At 64.4% G+C, this 23,930-nt stretch carries 22 protein-coding genes; 3 read left to right on the top strand and 19 right to left on the bottom strand.

Annotated features, from left to right (window positions below; genetic code table 11):
- Positions 1-57: 57 nt before the first annotated feature.
- From AC07O3_RS27000 to AC07O3_RS26945, 12 genes are all read right to left on the bottom strand, one after another.
- On the bottom strand, positions 58-2,043 hold the full coding sequence (locus AC07O3_RS27000) for a type IV secretory system conjugative DNA transfer family protein (protein WP_256330974.1): 1,986 nt from the start codon (positions 2,041-2,043) through the stop codon (positions 58-60).
- Positions 1,973-3,121, bottom strand: a complete 1,149-nt coding sequence (gene virB11, locus AC07O3_RS26995; protein ID WP_093178930.1) for a P-type DNA transfer ATPase VirB11 — start codon at positions 3,119-3,121, stop codon at positions 1,973-1,975. The genes AC07O3_RS27000 and virB11 overlap by 71 nt, the downstream gene beginning before the upstream one ends.
- The gene (gene virB10, locus AC07O3_RS26990) at positions 3,090-4,427 is read right to left on the bottom strand and encodes a type IV secretion system protein VirB10 (protein ID WP_495340734.1); all 1,338 of its coding nucleotides are present in this window, start codon (positions 4,425-4,427) and stop codon (positions 3,090-3,092) included. Before virB10 ends, virB11 begins: the two co-directional genes overlap by 32 nt.
- Complete coding sequence (virB9, locus tag AC07O3_RS26985; RefSeq protein WP_495340733.1) at positions 4,424-5,266, bottom strand: P-type conjugative transfer protein VirB9; 843 nt, start codon at positions 5,264-5,266, stop codon at positions 4,424-4,426. Before virB9 ends, virB10 begins: the two co-directional genes overlap by 4 nt.
- Positions 5,263-5,985, bottom strand: coding sequence for a VirB8 family type IV secretion system protein (locus tag AC07O3_RS26980; protein WP_093178926.1), 723 nt, complete (start codon positions 5,983-5,985; stop codon positions 5,263-5,265). The genes virB9 and AC07O3_RS26980 overlap by 4 nt, the downstream gene beginning before the upstream one ends.
- A 154-nt stretch (positions 5,986-6,139) precedes the next feature.
- Positions 6,140-7,192 carry a TrbL/VirB6 family protein gene (locus tag AC07O3_RS26975; RefSeq protein ID WP_093178924.1) on the bottom strand — a complete coding sequence of 351 codons (1,053 nt, stop codon included), beginning with the start codon at positions 7,190-7,192 and terminating at the stop codon, positions 6,140-6,142.
- An 11-nt stretch (positions 7,193-7,203) separates the two neighbouring features.
- Positions 7,204-7,428: a hypothetical protein gene (locus AC07O3_RS26970; RefSeq protein WP_143047806.1), complete on the bottom strand. Its 225-nt coding sequence runs from the start codon at positions 7,426-7,428 to the stop codon at positions 7,204-7,206.
- A gap of 15 nt (positions 7,429-7,443) precedes the next feature.
- A complete protein-coding gene (locus AC07O3_RS26965; protein ID WP_093178923.1) occupies positions 7,444-8,178 on the bottom strand; it encodes a TrbJ/VirB5 family protein in 735 nt (244 codons plus the stop codon).
- A complete protein-coding gene (locus AC07O3_RS26960) occupies positions 8,171-10,681 on the bottom strand; it encodes a VirB4 family type IV secretion/conjugal transfer ATPase (RefSeq protein WP_093178921.1) in 2,511 nt (836 codons plus the stop codon). The genes AC07O3_RS26965 and AC07O3_RS26960 overlap by 8 nt, the downstream gene beginning before the upstream one ends.
- 14 nt (positions 10,682-10,695) lie before the next feature.
- Complete coding sequence (locus AC07O3_RS26955) at positions 10,696-11,064, bottom strand: VirB3 family type IV secretion system protein (protein WP_093178920.1); 369 nt, start codon at positions 11,062-11,064, stop codon at positions 10,696-10,698.
- Positions 11,065-11,076: 12 nt separating this feature from the next.
- On the bottom strand, positions 11,077-11,577 hold the full coding sequence (locus tag AC07O3_RS26950; RefSeq protein ID WP_495340732.1) for a TrbC/VirB2 family protein: 501 nt from the start codon (positions 11,575-11,577) through the stop codon (positions 11,077-11,079).
- Positions 11,574-12,143, bottom strand: coding sequence for a DUF4200 domain-containing protein (locus AC07O3_RS26945; RefSeq protein WP_093178917.1), 570 nt, complete (start codon positions 12,141-12,143; stop codon positions 11,574-11,576). The genes AC07O3_RS26950 and AC07O3_RS26945 overlap by 4 nt, the downstream gene beginning before the upstream one ends.
- 183 nt (positions 12,144-12,326) lie before the next feature.
- Between AC07O3_RS26945 and AC07O3_RS26940 the strand changes: the two genes are divergently transcribed.
- Positions 12,327-13,118: a ParA family protein gene (locus tag AC07O3_RS26940; RefSeq protein ID WP_495340731.1), complete on the top strand. Its 792-nt coding sequence runs from the start codon at positions 12,327-12,329 to the stop codon at positions 13,116-13,118.
- Entirely contained in the window at positions 13,115-14,023 is a 909-nt protein-coding gene (locus tag AC07O3_RS26935) for a ParB/RepB/Spo0J family partition protein (protein ID WP_093178913.1), read from the top strand. The genes AC07O3_RS26940 and AC07O3_RS26935 overlap by 4 nt, the downstream gene beginning before the upstream one ends.
- Before the next feature lie 166 nt (positions 14,024-14,189).
- On the opposite strand, the gene AC07O3_RS26930 is transcribed toward AC07O3_RS26935, so the two are convergent.
- Positions 14,190-15,176 carry a GlxA family transcriptional regulator gene (locus tag AC07O3_RS26930; RefSeq protein WP_495340730.1) on the bottom strand — a complete coding sequence of 329 codons (987 nt, stop codon included), beginning with the start codon at positions 15,174-15,176 and terminating at the stop codon, positions 14,190-14,192.
- Between the two features lie 339 nt (positions 15,177-15,515).
- Between AC07O3_RS26930 and AC07O3_RS26925 the strand changes: the two genes are divergently transcribed.
- Positions 15,516-16,226 (top strand): autoinducer binding domain-containing protein, encoded by a 711-nt coding sequence (locus AC07O3_RS26925; protein WP_093178910.1) that lies wholly within the window; start codon positions 15,516-15,518, stop codon positions 16,224-16,226.
- Between the two features lie 38 nt (positions 16,227-16,264).
- Here AC07O3_RS26925 and AC07O3_RS26920 read toward each other — a convergent pair whose 3' ends face one another.
- From AC07O3_RS26920 to AC07O3_RS26895, 6 genes are all read right to left on the bottom strand, one after another.
- Positions 16,265-16,861: an acyl-homoserine-lactone synthase gene (locus AC07O3_RS26920; protein ID WP_093178909.1), complete on the bottom strand. Its 597-nt coding sequence runs from the start codon at positions 16,859-16,861 to the stop codon at positions 16,265-16,267.
- A gap of 232 nt (positions 16,862-17,093) precedes the next feature.
- On the bottom strand, positions 17,094-17,990 hold the full coding sequence (locus tag AC07O3_RS26915) for a nucleotidyl transferase AbiEii/AbiGii toxin family protein (protein WP_495340729.1): 897 nt from the start codon (positions 17,988-17,990) through the stop codon (positions 17,094-17,096).
- Entirely contained in the window at positions 17,983-18,918 is a 936-nt protein-coding gene (locus AC07O3_RS26910; protein WP_093178906.1) for a type IV toxin-antitoxin system AbiEi family antitoxin domain-containing protein, read from the bottom strand. Before AC07O3_RS26910 ends, AC07O3_RS26915 begins: the two co-directional genes overlap by 8 nt.
- A 457-nt stretch (positions 18,919-19,375) precedes the next feature.
- Complete coding sequence (locus tag AC07O3_RS26905; protein WP_495340728.1) at positions 19,376-20,239, bottom strand: DMT family transporter; 864 nt, start codon at positions 20,237-20,239, stop codon at positions 19,376-19,378.
- Positions 20,232-22,427 (bottom strand): aminodeoxychorismate synthase component I, encoded by a 2,196-nt coding sequence (pabB, locus tag AC07O3_RS26900; protein WP_495340727.1) that lies wholly within the window; start codon positions 22,425-22,427, stop codon positions 20,232-20,234. The genes AC07O3_RS26905 and pabB overlap by 8 nt, the downstream gene beginning before the upstream one ends.
- Before the next feature lie 371 nt (positions 22,428-22,798).
- The gene (locus tag AC07O3_RS26895) at positions 22,799-23,836 is read right to left on the bottom strand and encodes a tyrosine-type recombinase/integrase (RefSeq protein WP_093178901.1); all 1,038 of its coding nucleotides are present in this window, start codon (positions 23,834-23,836) and stop codon (positions 22,799-22,801) included.
- Positions 23,837-23,930 lie beyond the last annotated feature (94 nt).

Here is a 23,930-nt window from a genome sequence, read left to right as displayed (position 1 = left end):
CACTGTTCGTGCAGTCATGTCGGACGCAGGGGTCGGCCGAATCGGCTCGATGCGGCATCAATCCAGAATCTGCGACACGAATTCATCGGCTCGGCGCTTCACATCCTCGTCACTGAGCTTTTCGGTGGGGATCTCCACGTCATCGAAGTCGAACGAGAAGTCATCCAGTTTCAGGTTGCCATTCAGTACTTCGCTGGCGATGGTGCGAGCCTCTTTCATCGACGCAGATTCGCTGCCTTGTGGCGCGGCATTGGTGATGGGCCCTCGACTCGCGTCGGGCGCGTCCTCCTCGTCGTCCGTCGTCGTCCGAGCGGTCGGGATGACCCGACCAGACCTGTCCACGTCCAGCTTCGGAACCGGCGGTGGCGGTAGTTCGCGCTTGGCGAAGAACTTGTCGCGGAAGTAGAGGATGCGGTACGCAAGCACCGGGCGCAGGCCTTCGCGGAAGAGGATCATCCGCTCCGGGTCCAATTCCTTGACCTCCTGGGGAAGCAGCAGGCGGCGCGGTTGCTCGCTCACGCTCACGGTCGGTGTCTTGCCCGCGCCGCCCCACATCGGGCGGCTGACGTTCTTCTGCTGAACGGTATAGGTCCCTAGTTCGCGCGAGATGGCTTCGGCATCCTCGTACTCCTTGGGTGGAAACACGATGCGTGCAGCCAGCGTCTTGCGGATCGACTTGGCGCCCTCGACGCCGTACTTCTCGATCAACTGCGAGTTGGACTGGACAATGATCACCGTGCGCACGTTGTAGCCCGGCAGAAAGGCCGTGGAGTCGGCGATGACGGGGATGCGACCCAGGGCGGGGAATTCGTCGAGCATCAACAGAAGCTGGTGACGAAGCTGCGGGTTGTTTTCGGGCAGCTCGCGCGTCTGCAGGCCGATCGCCTGCTGGAAGAACAGGTTGAGCAGCGGCCGCAACCGCGCGATGTTGTCGGGGTTGATCTGCACATAGATCGAGATCGTGCGCTTGCGCAGGTCGCGCAGGTCGAAGTCATTGGCCGAGGTGGCTGCATCGATCATCGGGTTGAGCCACAGGTCCAGGCGGCTGGTGAAGGTCTTGCGGATGCTGGAAGCCGTGGTCGGTGCCAGGTCGATCACGTCGTAGAGGCTTTGCACCGCCTCCTGCGACAGTGGATAGCCGGCGCGCTCGCAGGCATCGATCACACGTTTCCAGTGCTTCTGGAAACCCTCGGCATCGCTGGCCATGCCCTGGCGCAGCACTTCACCCAAGGTGCGCGTTGCGCCTTCGGTCTCGAAGAGGTACAGAGCGACGCCCAGGAACAGGGAGCGCGCCGACGAGGTCCAGAACGGATCGCCGACTTGCGGGTCGGGAAAGAGCATCGTACCGATGCGTTGCAGATCGTCGATGCAGCGGTAGGGCACCTCGGACACATAGCCCAGCGGGTTCCATCGCGCCGAACATTCGCGCTCGGACAGGGGGTCGAACAGATGCACCTCCTGCCCGTGGGCCGCGCGGAAGCCGGCCGTACGCATGAAGTTCTCGCCCTTGATGTCGCTGACGATCGCCGAGCCGGGCCAGTTCAGCAGGTTGGGAATGACGACGCCGACGCCTTTGCCGCTGCGCGGAGGTGCCTCGAGCTCGACGCCCTGCTGGCCCGGAAGCACCAGGTAACGGTGGCCGAGGCGGCCGAGGATGATGCCCTGCTCCTTCAGCAGGCCCGCCTTCGCGATTTCGCGCCGAAGGGCGAATCGCGCCGCGCCATGCAGCGGCGGGCGCCGCGGCAGCATGGCAAGACCCACCAGGCCCAGCATGAGGCCCTGGGAGCCGAGCAGCGCCGCGATGAGCGCACGGCGCACGTCCGGCTGCTTGCCGTAGGCCCCCCAGTACCGATGGAGGGTCAGCGGCGTGGCATTCTGCGGCGGCAGCTTCATGGCCATCAGGAAGGCGTAGCCGCCGACATACAGGCCGACCACCGCCGCCATCAGCAGCGCGGCCGCGATCCTGAAAGGACTAGGCAAGCCCTCGGTGCTTGGTGCCCGGGTCATACCAGATCTCCCGTACGATGCGCCGCTGCCGGCCATCGAGCCGGTCCCTCGCGCATTGCACGACGACGTCCACGCTCATCTGGGCCAGCTCCACGCCCTCGCGTGTGCTCATGCCCTGGCCTGCCTGGCTGCGCTTCATCAGCTGCGCCAGCGCCACGAAGGCCATCTCCGCGCTGTCCGCATGCACGCTGGTGATCGAGCCGGGGTGGCCGGTGTTCACGGACACGAGGTAGTCGTAGACCTCTTCGCCGGTGCGCAGCTCTGACACGAACACCCGGTCGGGGCGCTGCCGCTTGGCGCTGGCCAAGAGTTGGCCGGGCGTGACCTCGGCCTGTCCCTGGGCACCTTGCGAGTAGAAGAGTCTCACATGATTGGGCTGGTTGCGCAGCGACAGTTCCTTGACGTCCTCGATGGTGATCAGTCGGTCTTCGGAAGGCACTTCGAGGATCAGTGCCTTGCTGACCGTGGTCTTGCCGGAGCCGGTGGCGCCGGACAGAAGGATGTTCCTGCGCAACTGAACGGCACGCCGCAAGAAAGCCACGAATTGCCTGTGTGCGAGGAGGTCCTCCAGTTCCCGATCTTCCGGCGACGGGATCTTCGAACCGGGTTGCCGCGTCGGGGTCGCGGGCGCGCAGCGCGTCGGCTCGAAGATGCACAGGTCCTCCAGATCCTCGAGGGTCCAGAGGGTGCTCGACGGGCGCCGGATCGTGATCGAGACGGTCCGGTCCAGGGTCGCAGGCGGCAGCACGACTTGGATCCGTTCGCCGCCAGGCAGGGTCGCGGACAGGAGGGGCTCGCTGGCCGAGATGCGCTGGCGCGTGAAGTTGGCCACGAGCTTGGCGACGGACATGCACCAGTCGAAGCTGGCGAAGGGAAGCTCCTCGCGCGTCCAGCCGGACTGCCGTTCCACGAAGGCCGCACCGGGCTCGTTGATGCAGATCTCGGTGAGCGCGGGGTCGTCCAGCAGCCGGCCGAGCGGACCGAGAAAGAGAGCGAGTGATGAGGGCGGCTGCACCGGTGCACCGACAGGCGCAGGCTTTCCTTTCGCCTGTCCGCTGCCCGTTGTGGCACCAGGCTCGAGATCAAGGATTGACTGTGCCGGATCGAAGCGCATAGACGCTCCTGAAATCCACGTCGCGCGCGACCAGGATCTGGATCCGCTCGCCCTGGTTCTTGACGACAGTCGGTGGGATCGAGACGGTGCTGCGCAGCACCTCCGCGATGACGTCGCGGCTGCCCTGTGGAGCGAGCACCACGCCACCGCCACCGCCGACGCTTGTGCCGCTTTGCTGATGGGCAGCGATGGCCTGCATCGTTCCGTCGATCACCGAGATCAGGATCGCGGTGCCGAAGCGGTCCCAGAAATGGGTGTTGACGAAGCCCGGGAGACCGCTGCGTCCCAGCTCGTCGGTGCCTGGAGAGGCCAGCAAGGCCACGACGCCGGTGGGTGTGCGGGCTTCGTTCCACACGACGAAGACACGGCCCTGTCCCTGGCGCGGTGTTCCGCGCTGTTCGCCGACATACTTGGTCCCCCGTTCCAGCAGCACGACCTTGCCGTCGGCTCCGTAGACGTCGCTGGCGCCGATGCACGTGACCATGCCCCCGTAGGTGGAGTCGATGGCCGTTTCCAGGGTGCAATCGATGAATGCGCCCTTGGGTAGCAGCATGCGGCGTGTAGGCAGGACCTGGGCGGCAACCTCCGGCGTGGGGGTAGGCCGGAGGCCGGCGGCGAGGCCGCCACTGCTGCCGCTGAGAGTCGCTGAACCAGTATTGGGCGCCTGCAGCGCGCCGATCAGCTGCGCCATGCCTGGAACACCGTCCGGCAATGTTGCCGGATCCGCGAAGGCGTACGGCGTTGTGACACTCGCCGCCTGCGAAGACTGCGCCCGGCGAAGCACCGGCGCGCCCAGTTGCCGCTCCAGTGCGATCTGCTCGGGTGTTTTCTGTTGCGGCCCCGCGTTGGCGGTGTTCGCCGGCCCCGGCGGTGGCGGGTTGTCGGAGATGGACGTTGGGGCCGATGAGCCCGTTGGCGGGTTGATGCGGCCCAGCGGCGGCACCTTCATTTCGCCGCCGGCGCGTGCAGCGGCCGCCTTCCTCGCGGCTTCTTCGGCCTCCCGGGTCCTGGCGTACTGTGTGTTGTAGTACCAGAACAGGAACCCGGTGCCCAGCAGAATGATCGCCGCCAACGCCAGAGCGCCACTGATGCGTGACTGGATGGAGCGCTCACGATTGACCGAAGGGATGGTGCGCTCACCCTGGATTGTCGTGTCCCCAGTGGTTGCGCGGGAGGCGTCAGGCTTTGGTTCTGTGGTTCGTCGCACGGCCAGGACCTCTCCAGTGCCTGGATCGATCTGCGGCGCGTCGGCATCTTCCCGACGATCGGCCGGCGGGGGACGGCGGAACCGGTCCAGCCAGGTCATGGTCCGTCCCCCGTGGTGATGCGCTGCACACCCGGCACGCTGGTGCTGGACGGCACGTGTGAACCGCCGCCAGAAAAGGATTGGTTGACGACGCAGCCGACCAACTGGCCTCGGCGCAGCACAAGTCGGCGCGCCACACGGTGGACGACGACCTCGTCCTCTTCGACATTGAAGTTGAGCAGAGATTCCGAGCCGTCGTCGTTCTGGACGAACATGGCCGGAAATTCCGAGCGTGACTGGAAACGCAGCCGGGTTTGCACCCCGTCGTCGTAGGCGCTCACCGGCTTGAGCGACTCGCTGCCGCAGAACCAGTAGTCGGCGTTGCGTGGACGGCTGGCCGCCCACTCCTTCATGTGTGCTTCGGTCTGGCGACGATCCCGATCGGCTGCAGTTGCTCGTGCCTCGTCCTCCGGATAGGTGAAGCGTAGCGAATACACCATGCGCCTGGCGGCCATGCCCGCAGGCGCGGTGGCGGAAACGACGTAATCGAAGTGGTAGGCCCGCCGGTTGGTGAGGACGGTCAGGTTGGTCGAGGCGCGCGCCTCCCTGGGCTTGATGAAGAAATGGTTGCGCTCTGCACCAACATCGAAGGCACCGTTATCACCGGAGCCGAGGTTCAGGAACTCCTCGCCCTCGGCAAACTGCAGGTGGATCTGATAGCCGACGTAGCCATGCAATGAGACGACGTCGTCGGGGTTGTAGGCGACCACTCGTACCCGGGCGTCTATCTTGCCGATCGGGGGCACGGTTGCGGTGTGTGCGGACGGCGCAGCGAGCATCAGGCCCGCCGCCAACCCGATCAGGAGCGGAAATGTGCGATGCGTATCCTGGAGTCTCATCGCGCATCCTGTCTGCCGGGTGCAATGCCCATCGTGGCGACCTCGGGCTCGCGGCGGTACTCCATGACGCGAAAGCCCAGCGGATTGAGCGAGCGCATCTTGTCGTCCTTCGACGGCGGGACATAGGCGAACTCGATCGTGGACACCCAGTGGCTTGCCTGCTCTTCCCCGGTGCCGCCGGCGCGCGTAGAGCGGGTGAAGCGGACCTGGGCCAGCTTGTCCTTGCCGCTTTCCAGCTTGAGGAATGTGATCGAGCGCACCTGCGTGCGAATAGAGGTGCCGTCCTTGTAGACATTCAGAGGCGAAGTCGGGTTGTCGGCGGCCCACAGGGCGGCCCACTCCTGGTTGAGGCTGGGCGCATTCTGTGAGGCGACTAGTTCGTAGTCCGCCTCGGCTGTGCCATAGAAGTAGCGCTCGCGTGCGATCACGTAGTTCTGCAACAGGTTGCGCGTCACCACCTGCTCGATGTCGGCCGTGCCCTCGTAGGTGGGAACGATGTCGACGATCCCGCTGCTGCTGTCGACCCGGATGAGAACGGGAACGGGCTGCTTCAACGGCGTGAGACCGCTGACGGCGGCAACCGCGAGCACCGCGATGACGGCCGCTACCGCGGCGACGATCCAGGCGATCCTGGCCGATCGCTCCGCTCGACGCGCACGATCGAGTTCCCAGTTCTGGGCCTCGAGCAGATAGTTCTCAAGGGCGGCGTTCCGGGCCATTGCGCGTTCCTGGGCTGGGAGCTTCAGCCGAAGCGTTGATCGGCGTGAGCGGCCCTTCGCATTCCGGCGGCAGAGGTGGGCGAGTACCGCAGGCCGTCAGCAGCAAGGCGAGCACGTAGAGCGCAGTCGTGTATTGCATTCGCAGGATCTGTCGCTAGCGATTGCGCGATGGGCCTGGCATGACGTGCTCCCTGGGAAGCACGATGCCGCCGCGTCGCGATGTACCGATGCCGCTGATGGAGGCCATGCCCGCACCGACGCGGTTGCCCGCCAGGCGGCGGAACGAATCCCAACGTCCACCCGGCTCTCGCCGAAGGCCGTCGAGCATGCCGCGGCTGAACTCGTAGCTGGTTCGCTTGGTGCCTCCGAGCCCCCAGCGGAGCATTCCGCTGACAACGCCATAGGTGCTCAGCGCGACGCCGCTCGCAAGTCCTGCCGCGATTGGCATGACTTGACGCATTACCAAGAAAACGAGGGCCGAAGCAATGCAGACTCGCGCACTCGCGGCAATGGTGATTCCGGTACCTGCCGCCGCCGCATCGGCCGCGTACGCCTTGACAACGTTGAGGAGCAACGACGCAGCGAACATGGTCAGCACCCCAACGAGCGCGTAGTTGGCCAGTTGTGCAGTCCAGGATTCAAAAAAGCGCCTGGTTGCATCAAAGAACAGTAGGGCGATAAAGATCGGACCCAGGGCCAACAAGATTGCAATGGCCACCTTGGAAAGGCCGAGCATGTACGCTGTTACGACAACGGTCAGGCCAACCAACAGGTAGACCAGAAAGCCAGCGACGTAGAACGCAAAGTCGCTATCAAGCACGCTTCCTTTTTTGAGCAACTGTTCCGCAACCGTTGTTCCATCCAGCCAGACTTGATCAATCACGCTCACGACTGTCGGAGCCCCGACGATGGATGCCACCAATTGCTCAGGTGCTTGATAGAAGGTATCCGTGATGACTTGGTTGTAAGTCCACAGCCGAAGTCCGACTCCGAGGACGATTGCGATGGTGAAGATCCGCTTGACGCCCTCCCAGACGGGTTCTTGAATTCGTCCGGTGAGGCTGAGGTAGCCCCACACCATCACGTAGATGGTTGCGAGTGTTACGGCTGCGGGCTCAATCGCGGATGCAACCCGCGCCGAGTGCGTACCAACATAGTTGGCGAGTTGGCCGTTGAGCCACGAGAAGAATTGTGCGAAGAAGCCCATGATCGCAAGTGCTATCTGGCATTGCTTTGCGGGATGGGTGTCGGCTTCAGATCTCGCGTGCTGCCAATACCTTCGAGCTTCCGCCGGGTCAGTCCACCATCTGCGAATTGCGGCACTGGATCTGAAGGAAAGGGGGAGGCCTGTTCTGCGGTCTGGCGCCAGATGAGATAGTACGCACCACTGCCCGCCGCAGTGACAACGATGCTTGCGAACAGCGCCCAGGTTGTCTTTTTCATTTCAAATTCCGGGCGCTAGTAGTTGACGCTGGGAAGCGACCTCATGGAGCCGATGTCCGATATGGATTGCTCCCGGGCGCGTTGTTTGCGCATCAGCTCTTCGGATTGGGCAACTTGATAGAGACTCTGCAGCTTCGTCTGCTCATTGGTGAGCATGTTCTGCTCGGCCTGGATCCTGGCCTGCAGGTCCTGGATCGCTTTGGGGTCCTGTGCGGTGGCGATGCGGTTGATCAGTTGCTGCAGCGCCGAGAAGCGCTGGCTGGTGTTCTGGTAGGCGCTCTGGGTCATGCCGTTGAGCATGGCTGCCGACTGCCGGCCTTGCTCGACGATCTGGCGCAGTTCGGGGCTGAGTGCATCCATCTGCGTTCCGGAGAGGACGCTGTTGGCTCTCATGATCGACTGCACCTGGTCGGCCAGCCCGGCATAGTTGCCCGATGAGCCGTTGAGCGTGTCCATCAGATCGCCGTAGCTGGGAGGCAGGTAGTTGCGCGCGAGGTCCGAGGTCGACAGCAACTGCTCCATGCCTCGGGTGCCTGTCAGGGCGCTGTGGGTCTGGGCCAACTGGTCCTTCGATGCCTTCAGTTGGTCGTACTGCTTCTGCATCCCGGAGATCTGCTGCTGCCAGTACATGACCTGTTGCATCAGGTTGGCGATCGCCGTGACGTCGATCACCGGGATGCCGGCCTGTGCGCGCAGCGGTGCCAGGAAGGATGCCGCGGCGAGGATGGAGGCGAGAAGGTATCTATGCATGGAAGGCCTCCTGAGCCGAGGTTGAACGGGAACGGTGATGTGCTGCCAGGGCCGCGCGGAAAGGGGGCAGCCATTGATCGGGCCGTGGCCCATGCCTTTCCATGAGTTCGCGCATGAGCCGGACGTTGCCGGTGCGTCCCGAGATGACATGCAGGGCGTCGTCGAAACCGCGGAGATCGAGCTGCGCGACCACGCTCACGTGGTTCTGCTTGATGAGGAACTGGCGCGAGCCTGGTTCGAGCTCCTGCTTGATGAGCGCGAACTCCCGGTCCGTCAGGTTGAAGCCCTGGGTGTATTCGTCGTAATCCGCTTCCGGGTTGGGGAGCAGGATCTTCGTTGGCGTCTGCTCGATGATCGCCCGTGCGATGCTGGAATCGAGCACATGGCTTGCGCTCTGGGTGAAGGTGGCGATGTTGGCGTTCTTCTTTCGCCAGGCCTCCAGCCCGTTCTTGGCGAACTTCGTGAAGGCCGGGTCGCTCAGGAGCTTGGCGAACTCGTCCATCCAGCACACGAGTGGACGACCGTCCACCATGCGATTGACCAGATGGAGGAGGTACATGGTCAGCGGCGCCCGGACTACCTCGTTGTCCAGGAAGTCGGTCACATCGAAGCCGATCAGAGAGTGGCGGGTGAGCAGGGACGCCACGTCGTCCTGATCGTTGTCGAAGACCCAGGCGTAGCCCCCATGCTCCGAAGCGCACCATTTGCGAAGGCGCGCGTGCATCCCCTCCGGGTCCGTGATGTCGAGGAAGGCGACCAGTCGCGACAGGCGCCTGTACGGTGGATCGAGTTTCAGGGTGCCGCGCAGTGCCTGGTCGAGATCGTCTTCCTGACGGACGGTCAGGGTATCGTTCGGCGAGCGCATCACGAGGCGTCTGAGCCAGTGCCGCATGAATTCGATGTTGTCGGGGATCGCGTCGTCGAGCTGCAGGGGATTGCAGCCGGTCGGCGTTCCGTTCTTGAGGGAGAGGTACCGGCCGTCCAGCGCGCGCACCAGGATGTGCAGCCCTTCGTCCTTGTCGAAGATGACTTGGGTGGCGTCGAGGCGATTGCAGATCGCCACCATGCAAAAGCCCAACAGGGTGGTCTTTCCGGTACCGAGCGGCCCGACGCCGGTGATATGCCCCACGTCTCGCCGGCTGCCGCCATCCGGGCTGCGCGGGTCGCTCGCATGCAGCGAGAAGTAGTAGGGCGAGCCGGCGCGCGTCGTGAACATGGTCAGCGCGTTGCCCCAGTAGTTGCCTGTCGCCCGGCCGGTCGGGAAATTGTGAAACGGTGACATGGCCGCGAAGTTGCGACTGGTGATGGGGGCTTTTCTGTTGCGGTAGCCGAAATTCCCAGGCAGTTGCGCCCAGAACGCAGCCTCCAGCGCGAGATCCTCCCGGGCCACCACCATCCCGGTGTCGCCCAGCAGGTATCGGGCGCGCGCCACGTTGTCGTTGAGCTGCTTCAGGCGGGGCCGGCCCTCGGCCTCGCTGACACCGTCGTAGGTGTCGGCCAGCACGTGGAGGCTGAAGTGGTGGTCGCCCACCACGAACCGGTTGCTCATCAGGTCGTCCAGCGCGTCCTTGAGCTCTTCGGCCTGCGAGACCGCCAGGTCTCCCGCGGCCGCCATCCGGTGGTGCTGGCGACTCATCATGTCGGTGGCGGTGCCCTTGGCCAGGAAGGTGAAGCTCTGGGTGAGCACGAAGGGGAAGGGTGCAGTCAGCAAGGCGCTGAACATGCCCGGTGCCGTGGGCGTCGGATATTCCTTGATCCCCAGGAAGGCGCCGATCCGTGTCTGGGTCCCCGCGCGGTATTCCATGGCCTCGCTGCCGAAGAAGGGTCGAGTGGTGGCCAGGACCTCGTTCAGAGGCGAGCGTGGCAGGGGCATGCGCTGCCACTCCCCGTTGACCAGCAGGCCATGGAATTCCACAAGCGAGGAGAAGAGCACGTCCCTTCCCTCCGGCTGGTAGATGCCCAGCGCGGCCGGGTCGTAGCGCTCCAGGGCGGCAAGCAACTCCTGGCGCAGCTTGGTGCAGGCATCCAGGGAGTCGCGCAGCTCGACCTGCGCGCCTTCGGGATCCGTGCGCTTGAGCAGGTGCAGTGCGGCGTTGCCGATCCTGGTGGCCTGCGGACGAAAGACGAGCGACAGGTACAGCTCGTTGACCATCAGCCGCTCGCCGGCCATCTTCCGGCGATAGCGCTGCTCGACTTCCTCGGCGAAGCCGGGGACCGTTCGCCCGGCCAGGTAGCCGGTCTCGCGGCGCCGGATCACGTGGGTCCACAGGGCCAGGTTGGGCGAGGCGATGTTGCGCAACAGCACGTTGAGGCGCTCGTGCCAGCTGTTGATGTCCTCGTCGTCTGCGCTCTCGAAGCTCGCACCGCCCAGGCGCAGGGTCTGGACGTAGTCGCCTGCGCGCGTGCGGGCCACATGCTCGTCGACATGAGCCGCAAGCGGGATCATGGCTGCGGCGCCGACCTCGCGGCGCAGCGTCTTCTCGGAGCGGGAGAGCAGTTGCATGAAGCCGTCCGATCTCAGACCACCACCGCCGGCACCGCCCGCATGCGGCGACGCCCTCGCAGGCCGGGCATGTCCAGCGCCAGCGGGCTGTACGAGTTGGCGCGCCAGAACCGCTGGTTGCCGCCGAGCACGGCCGGCAGGCGCGTGCGGCCCCACAGCTGCAGAAGGTCGAAGAAGCGCGGCTCGTACAGGCACACCAGGTAGAGCACCCCGTGGACCGGTACGAAGGCCAGCAGCCAGGCGAGGTTCTTCGTCACGATGAACGACTCGGTCGTGACGACGATGTTGAACATCATGGCTGCGTAGGTGACACCCCAGACCATAGAGGGCCGCGTCATGCCTACGAACAGGGGGTCGGCAACGATGCCCTGGTTGCGGTTCATGACGTGCTCTTCTCAGACCCCGAACAGGCCCCGGATCCAGGACACGATCTGCGGCCCGCCGAAGACCAGTACGGTCCCGATCACCACGGCGACCATCCACCACCAGCTCAGGCGCCCGAACCAGGCCATGGCGCCGGAGACCATCACCGCGACCGCTGCCAGCGGCGTCAGGATGGCGACGAGTTGCTGCTGGGTGGCGTTCGCGCCGGTAGCGAACGGGCTTCCAGCCATGGCGACCTCAGGAAGGACCGCAGCAAGCACCGCGATGAGCAGTGGTGCAAGTCCTCTTGCTCTGTTGCGGACTTCATTCACGTTCCAGATGGGAGCTCTGGACGGTCGGGCTGTCTTGCCCGGATCGGGGTGCGGCGCGTGACGAGCGCCTCGAACGTCGAATGCATCGGCGTGCAGCCGGACCGATTCAACGCAAGGGCAACGAGATACTGGCACGGAGTCGCTGCGGACTTCCGTGAGAAGCAGTGGCAATGCGGCGCTGCGGATCGAGCATGCGGTCATGGCACTACTCCAGTGGGCGAGCGGGGAGTGCTGCGGACGCCTTGCTCTGGGGTGGACGCAAGAGGATGCGAGGCGGGCAGTCCGGTACGCCTGCCGCTGCCGTAGACATCCCACCAGGGCATCGGCGCCGTACCCTTGCTCGCGCTGGGGCTGCTCTCGGCCGGGCGGCCGGCAACGGGTCTGAGCGCAGCAGCCCTTCCAGTGCCGAGGGAGGTCGAGGCCATCTCTCGTTTGATGGCCGCGATATCGCGGAGCACGCGGGCGTGCTGCTCCTCGGCCTCGTTCGCCGCTTGCATGTCGGATGCGGCAATGCGCTCGGCCCTGCGACGCACGAGGCCTTCCATCTGCTCTTCGGATTTCTTCAACTCCTGGCGGAGGATCTCCATGCGTTCGTTGTCGCGAGCAGACTGCTCTGACGCAGCGACGGCGTGCGATGGGGCCGGCGAGGCTTGCAGGGGCGGGGCGCTCGCGTCGGCCATCACGCAGACGAAAACGAACAGACAAAGCAAGGCTGCTTGTCCGACCTCGCCGATCGCTTCGCCGCAGAGAACATCCTTTGCTTGCATAGGGTGCACTGTTCACCCATCGCCGTATGCGTGTCGACTGTCACTTATGACAGTGGAGCTGGAAAGACCCGAGGGGCTAAATCCTGACTTCGGGGGCCGGGAAGGCCTCTCGCTGTCTTTCCGCGAAACACACGCGCAGCGCAGCCTTTGGCGCGACGGCCGACGAGGCGCGAGGAGCAAGTCATGGACAACGTGGTCGTCTTTGGCAATCAGAAAGGCGGGGTTGGGAAGTCCACCCTGGCGGTGCTGTACGCATGCTGGCTGGCCGACATGCAGCGCCAGTCCGTGTGCGTGATCGACCTCGATACGCAGGCCAACAGTTCGAAGTCGTTGCGCCGGTTCGCGACAGACATCGACGCGTCCGCGCTCTTCGGCCAGACCGCGCCACCGATCCCGTTGCCGTGCAAGCAGGGCATTGCGCTCGTGGCGAGCAGCAGGAGCGTGGCCGACATTGAGCTCGCGAAGCCGGAAGTGGTGATTCCCGCATTCCGCAGAAGCGTGATGCGGCTGGCGCAGGATTTCGACACGATCGTGATCGATACGCCGCCGGCGCTGGGCTTGCGAATGAGCGCGGCGCTGATCGCTGCCACCGCCGTGGTCTGTCCGATCGAGCTGGAGGAGTACAGCATCGACGGTGTCACGGACATGCTCAAGACCGTCTTCGGTGTCAGACAGCGCTACAACCCGCAGTTGCGGCTGGCCGGCATCGTGCTGAACCGGTTCAATCCGCGGTCGTTGCGGCAGAAGGCCGCGATGCAGGAGCTGGCCAAGAACTTCCGGGAGTTCGTGATCCCGGCGCGGATCTCGATCCGTTCGGCGATTCCCGAAGCGCTGGCCGAAGGTGTTCCGGTGTGGAAACTGCCGAAGAGTGCCGCACGGGAGGCGAGTCTCGAGGTGATGCAGGTGTTCGAGCTGCTCCAGCAGCGCATCGCCGGTTCGGGCGAGACGGCGCGAATGGGTGAGGCGAGGGCATGAGAGAGCACGACGGCCTGGATCTGAGCGGGCTGTCGCAATTCAGGGCGGTCGACCTGCTGGGGGGTGATGCGGGCTGCCTTGCCCCGGGCATGCCCATGCAGGTGGCGCTGGATCGCATCGACTTCGATCCTGCCCAGCCGCGCCGGCGTATCCAGGGCACCGGCATCGAGGAACTTGCCGAATCGATCCGCCAGCATGGCGTGCTGGAGCCGGTATCCCTGCGATCCCATTCCGAGCAGCCGGACCGGTACATCGTCAACCGAGGCGAGCGCCGGGTGCGCGCGGCGCGTCGGGCCGGACTCGCCGCCATTGCAGCCTTTGTGGATGAACGGGTCGACCCGTTCGCGCAGGCCGTGGAGAACCTGCATCGCGAGGACATGTCGCCGCTCGATCTGGCCACGTTCATCGCCGAGCGGGAGAGGGAAGGGCACTCGCGCGCCGAGATCGCGCGCCGGTTGGGCAAGCCGCGCTCCTTCATCACGGAAGCTGCCAAGCTGAACGAAGCGCCTGAGGAATTGCGAAGAGCGGTGGATCAGGGACGGCTCGGCGGTGATATCCGGACGCTGTACCAACTGGTGGCGGTTGCGCGCGATCGGCCGCATGAAATTCAGGAACTGCTGGCGCGAGGTGGCCCGATCGGTCGTGCCCGTCCTGATGAAGCGCCGGGGTGTCTGCGACCTCGCGAGTCCGGCGGACCTCCGGAGACGGCAACGAGCGGCTGCAGGGTGGGCAGGGTGGCCAGCAGCGGGCGCACGGTGCTGGTGGTGGAGCATGGCGGGCGGCGCGGGGCATTGCGCATCAAGGCACAGGACAGCAATGTCGGCGAGGTCCGGTTCGGCGATGGGACGTGCGCCTTGCTGCCGCTGGCGGACTTGCGGCCGGTGTGCTGGGCCACGGAGGAATAGGGACGCATGCGTTCTGGGGGATCAGAACGTGCGCGCATGTGGTCAGCAAGTCATGTTGCCCGGCCTTACCGCCCGGAGTGCCAAGCTTCTCTTTTCGAGTCGAGTGGGAAGGTGCGAGCGATGGAGCTGCTCATTCATACTCGGCGTTCCCGCGGCAAGCATAAGGCTATGCCGGGTGCGTACAGCTCGCCACCATGTGGCGGCGTTTGTATTCGAGCGGTGTCATCTTCAGGCTGCGCAGAAAGACCCGGCGCATCACCTCCTGGGATCCGTAGCCGCATTGCGCGGCGACGGCCTTGAGAGGGCGTGTACTCGTTTCGATCAGGCGGCAGGCCATCTCGAGGCGAATCTGTTGCACACCGCGCCCCGGCGTGAGACCCGTCGTGCGCTTGTAGAAGCGCACGAAAGAGCGCGCCGACATGTGAACCTGTTGTGCCAGCATGGCGACACTGAGCTTCTCGCGCAGGTGTGCCGAGATCCACAGATGCAATGCGGCGATGCGCGCATCGAGCACGGGTTTCTCGATCGGGGCACCGCGATGGCGCTTCACGCCGTAGCGTCGGCTGCGCGGCTCTGGCAGACGTGAGGCGAGCGAGTCGGCAAACCATGGCCCCTTGTCCTGCTCGACCCACGACAGTGCCAAGTCCACGCCCTGATCCGGTTCGACGACCCGCCAGCCGCGTGTGGTCATGCGGACGGTGAACGGGTCAGATCTTTCCTTGCGCGCACGTGGCGGATTCGACGGCATCGGGCGCTCTGGTCGTCGTGCGCCGCGGATGCTCGGCACCAGCGGCAACAGGGTCCTGGTCCCCAGCAAGGCGCAGCGCCTCAGATGCCTTCGGCCGTTGGAGAGCCATTCACACAGGCGCTGGACGCTGGTCGGTCCGTTCCGGGGCGAAGCCGAGTCGGGCACTCCGGCAATGACGAGCGTGTTCGCGCGACCCGTGAGCTGGCGCGGCAGTGCGCTGGCGGGCAACGCAATACCGCTGGAGCTGGAGACGGGCCCACCCGCGATGGAGGCCAGTCGAATGGCATAAGCGGCGACATTGCTCCGCGTCCTGCGCAGGGCATTGGCGGCATTGAAGACCGCGATCATGCCGATCACGTCGGCGAGAAGGAACCCGGGAAGCAGCAGAAACCAGATCTTGTGCATCGTTTAGGGGCTACCGTATCCACATTGGGGATCAATCTGCACCCTCCCGAACCTGCGCAGTGCGTTGCCAGTGCTCGCCGGGCCGGAGCTCGCGCGATTGGCAGAAATGGTGGTCAATTTGCTTTCATGGATGGGCGTCGCGCTTCTAGACTGTCAAGCCCCGCCTCCATGACGTGCTGAACCGAGCGCCATGTGCACGGGACAGACTGGCGCGAGGGTCGGTTGGTTCCCGGGCTCAAGCCCTCGGACAGCCATGGTGCCCGCCAGGCTGCCGCAGAAGCGGCGTCGACTGCGCTTGCGACGAACGCGGGGGGGGCCGGCGCTCCAGAAAGAACACCCATGAACGATTGGACACAGGATGTTCTCGGCCGATTGACCGAGGCGAGCGAGCCATCCCAGGTGCTCGAGCAGATCAGCGTGGCAGCCAGACACCTCGGCTTCGAGCACTGCGCCTACGGGTTGCGCATCTTCGTGCCGTTCACCCGCCCCCGGACCTTGATGCTCAGCACCTACGACGAGCGCTGGAATCACCGGTATCTGGATGCGGGATACCTCCAGGTCGACCCCACCGTTGCCCATGGAGTGCGCAGTCGGACGCCGGTGGTCTGGAGCAACGAGGTTTTCCGGGACACGCCGCGCATGTGGGATGAAGCGCGCTCCTTCGGTCTGCGTGTCGGCTGGGCGCAATCGGTCTTCGAGGCCGACGCCCGCGTGGGCATGCTGTCGCTTGCCAGATCGAGTGAGCCGCTCACCGCGACAGAGATGCGCGCCAAGGATCCACTGCTCCAATGGCTGGTGAACACGGCTCACCAGGCGCTCGCCCATTGCCTCGGGGAGAGTCCACTGGCAGGCCTCGAGCCGCTGACGAGCCGGCAGGTTGAAGTGTTGCGCTGGACTGCCGACGGCAAGACGAGCGACGAGATCGCGCACATCCTCGGCATCTCGAAGCCGACCGTCAACTTCCACATCAGGAATGCGATCGCCAGATTGCGTGCCAACAACAAGAACTCGGCCGTGGCGCGCTCTTCGCGCCTCGGGGTTCTGAACTGACCCAATGGCTGCAGCCGGCATCGGGGCTGCGCATGTGTTCATCGGGTCTCATTGCCGCAGCGGTCCTGGCGCGGGCGCCAGCCTTTGTCCACGTCGATGTAGCAGGCAAACAGATACTGGCCCTCGATCAGCACCGGCGGTGCCGCCCGGTGCGCATGCACGCCTGCACGGCGCAGGATGCGCTCGACGCCCAGGGGCGAGGCGGAGATCAGTCGCTGCCCGCCCTCTTTCGCGACCGCCTGCATCGCAGCACCCAGCATGTCCAGCGCGAGCGACGATCCGCACAGGTCATCGCCGGGGCTGAGACGAACACCGTCGACGGCGGCGAACCGTGACAGCTCCCAGATCTGCGGCGAGCACGGTGCAGGAATGCTGCCGAGCAGTTGCGGAAAGACCGAGGCCAGCAGGTAAGGCCGGTGCGTCGGCAACAAGCGGCTGGTCCCCACGATCTCGCCCTCCGGATTGCGCGCGATCAGATAGATAGTGTCCTTCCGGTCGAACTCGTCGAGCTCGAACCGCCCGCGCGTTTGCAGCTTCCAGCCCAGCTTCTCGACGAAAACCTGGTGCCGGTAGCGCGCCATGTCGAACAGTACCCCTGCGGAGAATGAATCGACTGTTCCCGCGATGATCTCCATGACGTCACCTCTTGCTACATGAGGTCGCATTACAGCCTGATGACAGACGCGAGGGACACTGTCAGAGTTGATAGGGCGGGCGGCCGATGTGCAGCTTGTGCGCGGCAGTCAAGGCGACTCTGCCGTCGCTAGACAGATGCTCGTGCATGAGCCCGGCGCGATGAAGGGGCAGGGTACGCGTTTCATGGCCGGAGTTGGGCCGGCCTGCGCGCCCAGTGCATCTGCGCTGCTTCTATCGCGGTGCTTGCGATGGTGGCACGGACTCTTGCATCGCGTTCCACGGCAGCGCAGCGTAGAAGGCCTGGACTGTGGCGTAAGCCTCATCGAATGGGGGCAGCGCTCCCTCGATCTCGGGGGATAGTTCCTCGTATCCTTGTCTGGCCATTTCCCTGACTTTCGGATCGGCGAGAGAGTCGATGCCGGGTTCTATTTCTCTCGCTCTGCAGGATGCCTGGAGCAGGATGAGAAGAGAAGCGCGTTCTTGGTCGCTCAGGGGTTTGCTTTGAGTAACCAACAGGTGCAGGTCGTAGACATCCTGGCGTCGGTTGCGTCTGCGGATCGGCTGCTGGAGCAGAGAGCGCAATTTTTCTGCCATCAGGTTGAGGAAACTGTAGACCCGCAACTGGTCGCCATCACCGAGTTCGAGAATCTCCACGTCGTAGACTGCCTCGTTGTAGCTGTAGTCGATCTCTACGATTGTGGGAGCCTGTCTGTTCAGCAGCCTGTCCAACTCGTTGCGCTTGCTCCTGGGTGCATAACCAATGTTGAGGGCCAGTGTGGGAAATTGCGCGTCGGGACGGGCTGGACGGATTTCGGCGCGTTGGTGACGACACATCGTGTCATAGGAAAGAGCGTCATTGGCCACTTCAAGCTGTTGGTCGAGTTCGTCGATCAGCTCTTGCTCCATGCCCGCAGCATATTTTTCGCGCGTGGAAAAATCCACGTCCTTGGTGAACCGCCCGCTGTCGTAGCGAATGGCCATCAGCAGGCCACCCTTCATGATCATCTTGGAGCGCAGGGCAGTCGATGTACCAATCGCGGTCAGGATGATGTGCACCGCTTCCCTGAAATTGCGTTTGTCGGCGGGAGCCTGTGACACCCACTGCGGGAGATCGATTTCTTCAAGCATTTCCGTTGGAGTGGTCGTAGGAGGCCGCGAGGGCTAGCGATGGGACGTTGATGGACAACTGCCATCGTTCGGAATAGACGGGGGCGTATTCGTTTTCAGCGTCAAGTTTCCGGGAGCCGCCGCGTTGCGCAAACTTTTGCCACTCATCGATGACTGGCGAGTCGAGCCGACAGACCTCAGTGATCACGAAACCTGCCCGAACCTTGTCGATAGGCTGGCCATGCCTGTCTGTTTCGTCCACGATCAGTTTGAGATATCGCTTTGCTTCTTTCCGGTAGACATCGAGAACGTGCTGGATGCCTCCACAGAGCTTCGGCTCTCTCAGCATGTCCAGAAAGACGCGTCCGAGCGTCGCCACGCGTAGGGGTGATTCGGCGACATTCCTGAATGCACCAAACTGCGATCTTTCGTGAAACTCGATATTCGTATGCCCGATGTTGTTGATGTGAGGGCGGGTAAGCCGCGGCAGGCCGGAGCTCTTGTAGTCCTCGAGCCTGTCATCCAGGTCCCTTGCCATGCGAGCCTGTGCTTGCCTGCGCCAGGCTGTCACTGGTGGTGTTGTCATGTAGACAATCTTTGAGAAGCGATCGGTCAGGCCATGGTATTCCATGGCACTCAGATGGGAGACGTAAGCGAATGGATCCAGGCTGCACATGATCTCATCAGGCGTGGCCCTGGTGCTTCCGAACAGGAGGTAAGCGGTTTCCTGCGCCGATGTGGGGATGGGTGTGAGGAGGCGTACGCCCTTCAGAGCCGTCAGCACCTGCTCGTACATTGCTCTGGACTGTGCCGGCCGGGATGATCGAGGCAGGTGGGAGAAAACCAGCTTGCCGAGTTCATACGAAGAGACAGCCGGCTCCTTGATCAGTGCGAGGGCGTCCGCCACGGAGGAGACGAGATCCTGATGCACAGTGGATGTCATTGGCATTTGGGCAGCCTGAGTCGAAGGGATTGGGGAGAAAAGAGGGTGTCTGTGTTTGGTATATTGATCTCAAATATCTGTAAACTGCGTCCTGAGGACGCAGTTTACAGATATTTGATGGAATTTTCAACTGTGCCAAATACGATTCCGTGGTAAAGCTGAGATCTCAAAGAGATGGCTGTGAAGGCATGGCAAGTACAATGCGTCCTAAGGACGCATTGTACTTGCCATGCTGAACGAATGATCTCGAAGCCGGCTCGGTTCGATTGCATCTGTGCTCGGACTGGGAATGTTCAACGTGTGCATCAAGTCTTCATTCGCCGAGCCAGCCTATGACATCGCCGCACTCGAGACACCCTGGAGGGCGATCAACACATGCCGGTTGCGGGCGTCCCGCCGGCCTAGAGGTGGACTCCGCCGTGCAAGGTGATGGGTATTGGGTGCGACGCTGGAGGGTGCTTGTTCACGGGCGCCGCGCCGCCCAGATGTTGAAGGCACCCGCTGCGATGATCAGGACCACGCCGAGCGCGGCGTGGGGAGGCGGTATGTCGCCCCAGATCGCGTATCCCAGCAGCATGGCCCAGACGATGAGGCTGTAGCGAAAGGGCGTGACGACAGAGAGATCAACGCCGCGGCAGGCGGCGATGAGTGCGTAGTTGCCCAGCGCTGCGCAGCCCGCGGCGGCGGCCAGCGCGGTGAGTTCACGCTGCGAGAGCGGCGCCCAGTTCTCCACGAGCCCCAGCAACAGTCCGGCCAGGCACACGGCAAGCGTGGTTGCGACGGCGATGGTCGCCGACGGGATCGCGACGGGGATGTGCCGCGTCACCAGATCACGGGCGGCCAGTGAGGCAGCGCACAGTAGCGCACATGCATGTCCAGTCGCAGAGACATCGGCGCGTGCAGATGGCTGGATCACCAGCAAGACTCCAGCGAAGCCGGCCGCGATCGCGAGCAGACGGCTGCCGCGCCAGTGCTCCCAGCGTAGCGCCATCGCGGTGACGGCAATCATGAGCGGCGCGGTCATCATGAGCGTGCTGACCGTGGCCAGGGGCGCGAGCGACAGAGCAACCACGGAGGCAAGGGCGGTCGTGATCTCGAGTCCGCAACGCACCCCGATGAGGGGACGCAGCGCGGCGCGCCAGCCCACCTGAGCCCGCCAGGCGATAGCTAGGACGAGGGCACTGGCAAAGGCACCGCGCACGGCGAGGATCTGCCCGGGGGGCAGGCTCGGGGCCGTCAGCTTGACGAAGGTATCGTTGAGCACATAGCAGCCCATGGCCACCAGCATAAGGGCGATCCCTCGGCGATTGGCCTGCGCACTAGCCATCGCTGGAGGAGGGCGTTGCCGACGCTGGGTTCTGCGGGACCGTGGAGGCGGATGACTCCCGTGACGCGGGCCACGTGACGGCATCGGCCGCCGATTCCGTATTCGCCACCGTCCCCGGTCGCGGCCCAAGCGGCGCACCGCAATGCCTCAGCACATCCCACAGGGCTTGGGCCTTGAGCACGATCTCCTCGACTTCGGCATCCGGGTCGGACATGGCGACGATGGCGCCGCCAGCGCCGATGGAGATCCGGCCGTTGGCCGCCACCAGGGTACGGATCACGATGTTGAGCTGGGCTGCGCCGTCGAGCGAAAGATAGCCGATGCTGCCCGAGTAGATGCCGCGGGCGGCCCCTTCGAGTTCATCGAGGATCTTCATCGTGCGTACCTTGGGCGCGCCGGTCATGGAGCCCCCCGGGAAGGCAGCGCGCACGCAGTCCACGGCGCCGATGTCGGAGCGCAGCCGGCCTCGGATGGTGCTGACCAGCTGATGCACGGTGGCGTAGGTCTCCACCGCGAACAGGCTGGGCACATGGACGCTGTCGATCTCGCACACCCGGTTGAGGTCATTGCGCAGCAGGTCGACGATCATCAGGTTTTCCGCGCGCGTCTTCTCGTCGGCGACCATCGCGTCGGCGATCGCAAGGTCTTCTGCCGGCGTTGCACCGCGCGCCGCGGTGCCCTTGATGGGCTTGGACTCCACATCCCTGGTGCCAGAGATGTGCAGGAAGAGCTCGGGCGATGCGCACAGCACGGCATAGCCGCCCACGCGCAGGTAGGCCGAATAGGGTGCTGGGTTGTGCCTGCGCAGAACCCGGTATATCTCCAGCGGACTGATGCGTCCCTCGCCCACCAGTTGGTTCGTGAGGCAGACCTCGTAGGTCTCGCCTTGCAGAATCTCGTGCTGGCAGCGAAGGATGAGATCGCGGTAGGTGCCCAGGTCCACCCGCCATCCCAGTGAATGCAGATCACGGGCGGCGTCGCCGCTGGTGTCTGCTGCGAGCTTCTGCGCGCCATTCAGGCCTTCGCGCATGGCTTGCATCCAGCGGCGATTCTCATCACCCGGGACGGTCTCATCCAGACAGACGATCCAGACCTGCCGCTCGGCATGGTCGAAGGCGAGGAATCGGTCAGCGAGGATCCACATCGCGTCCGGGGTATCGGCGTCGTGCATGCGCGACCCGTCCAGTTCCCGCTTGAGCTCGTAGCCGAAATAGCCTACGAAGCCACTCGCGAAGTCGAAAGGGAGACTCGGGCCTGAGGGTGGCAGACCGGGAATGTGGTCGCGCAGGTAGTCGAAGATGCTTTCGTCGCGCACCTGGACGGTGTCGCCCCGGCGCACCAACAGCTCGCGCGGTGCCGTGCGATAGGTCAGCACTCGGGTCCGCGGCCCGCTCGCATCTCCCATGAAGGAAAAGCGTGCCCGCCCAGCCTCGGCGAGACTGCTGTCCAGCCAGAAGGCGCAGTCGCCGTGCGCGAAAGTGCGCACGAACACCGTCTCGGCATCGGCCTCGGTGTCGATGCACTCGGCATGCAGCGACAGCGCCCGCGGTCCTTCGAACCGCAGCGCGGGCCCGAGGTGATCACGGGCCTCGCGCTGCGGTGCCTGTGCGTGCCATGCCTCGGTCAGTTCCCTGAAATTGCGTAGCAGCCGTGCGCCGAATTCCGTGCAGATTGACTCCGGGTGGAACTGCACGCCCCACCAGGGGCGCGAGACGTGGCGCAACGCCATCAGCGTCCCGTCGGACGTCCAGGCAAGCGGCTCGAGGGATGAAGGAAGCTGAGTGACCGCCAGCGAGTGGTAGCGCACCGCTTCGAAGCGATCCGGAATGCCGGTGAAAAGGTCGCACTGCGTGTGCGAGATGCGGTCCAGACGCCCGTGCATCGGCCGCACCGCCAGGTCGACCCGCGCGCCGCAGTGGTGAGCGATCGCCTGGTGGCCCAGGCAGACGCCCAGCACGGGCTTGCGAGAGCGCTGCAGCGCGTCCGCCGAGATGCCCAGATCCTGGGGGCGCTGCGGACGTCCGGGGCCTGGCGAGATCACGATGTTGTCGAAGGGCAGGCGTTCGACCTCGTCCCAGCTCATCTCGTTGTTGCGCAGGACGATCGGCGGCTCGGCATTGCAGGCGGCCAGATACTGGTACAGGTTGTAGGTGAATGAGTCGTAGTTGTCGATCAGGAGGGTGCGCATGGGAGGCTCCTTGGCTCATGGCAGAGGTCTGCATCGTTGGGGAATCGGACCGACGGCGCCACTGCACGATGTGCTAGTTGCCTGCCTGCCTGCTTGCCTGGGCGGGCGGCATGCAGGGCACGTTGGGAGTGCCTGAGGCCGGGGTCGTGTGGGGCGCGTGGCATTCGCTCGGTGCCGTCGATCGTGATGCCCCGTGTGATCGGGATGGAGCAGGTAGGCGGTGAGAGGCTTGGTCGAGATGGGCGCGCCCGACAAGCCGAGCGGTGTTCAGGCGGTGTTTCGTCTCGCACTCTTCACCACGGATGTTCGCTCGCCCTGCCTCGGCAGGCCTGACGAGGCGAGCGAGGAGGCCGCCGAGAGCGGGGGACTCCTCAGACGACTTCCACCACGTCCGGCAACACCCGCTCGTAGCGCTTCATCTTCGCCGGCTCGATGCCCAGCCACCGTGCCACCTGCTCGGGCGATGTGCCTCGACGCAGTTGCCTGAGCGCAAAGGTGTGCCGCAGGCGGAATGAACCGCCCTCGCGCGAGTCCATGCCGGCTTCCTCGAGAACGCGTTTCGCGCACTCGTATTGGGACGGCTTTTGCCATTGCTTGCCGGTACGTGTGGAGGGAAACAGGTAAGTGCCAACGATGCCCGCTTCGGTTCGCACGGCCAGCCAGTGCTGCAGCAATTCCGCGGCCCAAGGTGCCATGGGGGTCTCCCTTGCCGGCGAATTGCCGTCCCCAGGCACATGAAGCTTCCAGGGCCGCTCGCGCACACGGCCGCCTTGCGCGACAGGCGAATCCAGCGTCAGCGCCCGCACATCCCCCGGCGTGAGCCCGGCCCCGAGTTGCAAGGCCACCGAGGCCCGATTGCGCACTTCCTGCCAAGTCAGCCCTGCGTGGGCGTTCCGCGGCACTCCGGGCCGCGGCCGAGCGGCCGAGAGAAAGGCAATGAGCTGCCTGGCTTCGCTCACCGGGAGGTATTCCGGCAGGGGATCGGCATGCGCGGCGTCGGCATAGCGGACCTCGGGGTTTGCCTGGATCCAGTCCGCGGCAGCCGTGTTGACCACGGCATCGGTCTGGGCTGCGTGATGGCGCAACACCCGATCGATCAGTCGCATCAGGCGCAACGCGTAGCGGGGCGTGAGCGACAGGTCCGAGGTCTTGCGGCCGAATCGCGCAGCCTGGAATGCCTGCAGATCGGTCAGCGCCAGCGAAGGCAAGGTCACCGCAGGCGACTGCCCCAGACACCATGTTGCGAAGGCCTCCCACATGTCTTTGTAGACCGATGCCGAGCCGTCCCGGCGCAGCAAGCCCGCACCGCGCTGATCGGCCAGCCAAGCCTCGAAAGCCTGCCCGAAGGCGGTCGCATGCGCTGCGGGAGGCAACTCATCGAAAAGAGGAAGGGACAATTCAGCGGCCATGACGCCAAAATATAAACATACTAACGGGATGCGAGAGCATCAGAGAGTTCTCGAGCTTGATGCATCTGTAGAACAGCATTACTTACCAGAAAAG

This window comes from Variovorax sp. GW821-FHT09D05, assembly GCF_059416325.1.
Note: the sequence above shows the minus strand (reverse complement) of the source record. Positions and strands in the feature narration are given on the sequence as shown.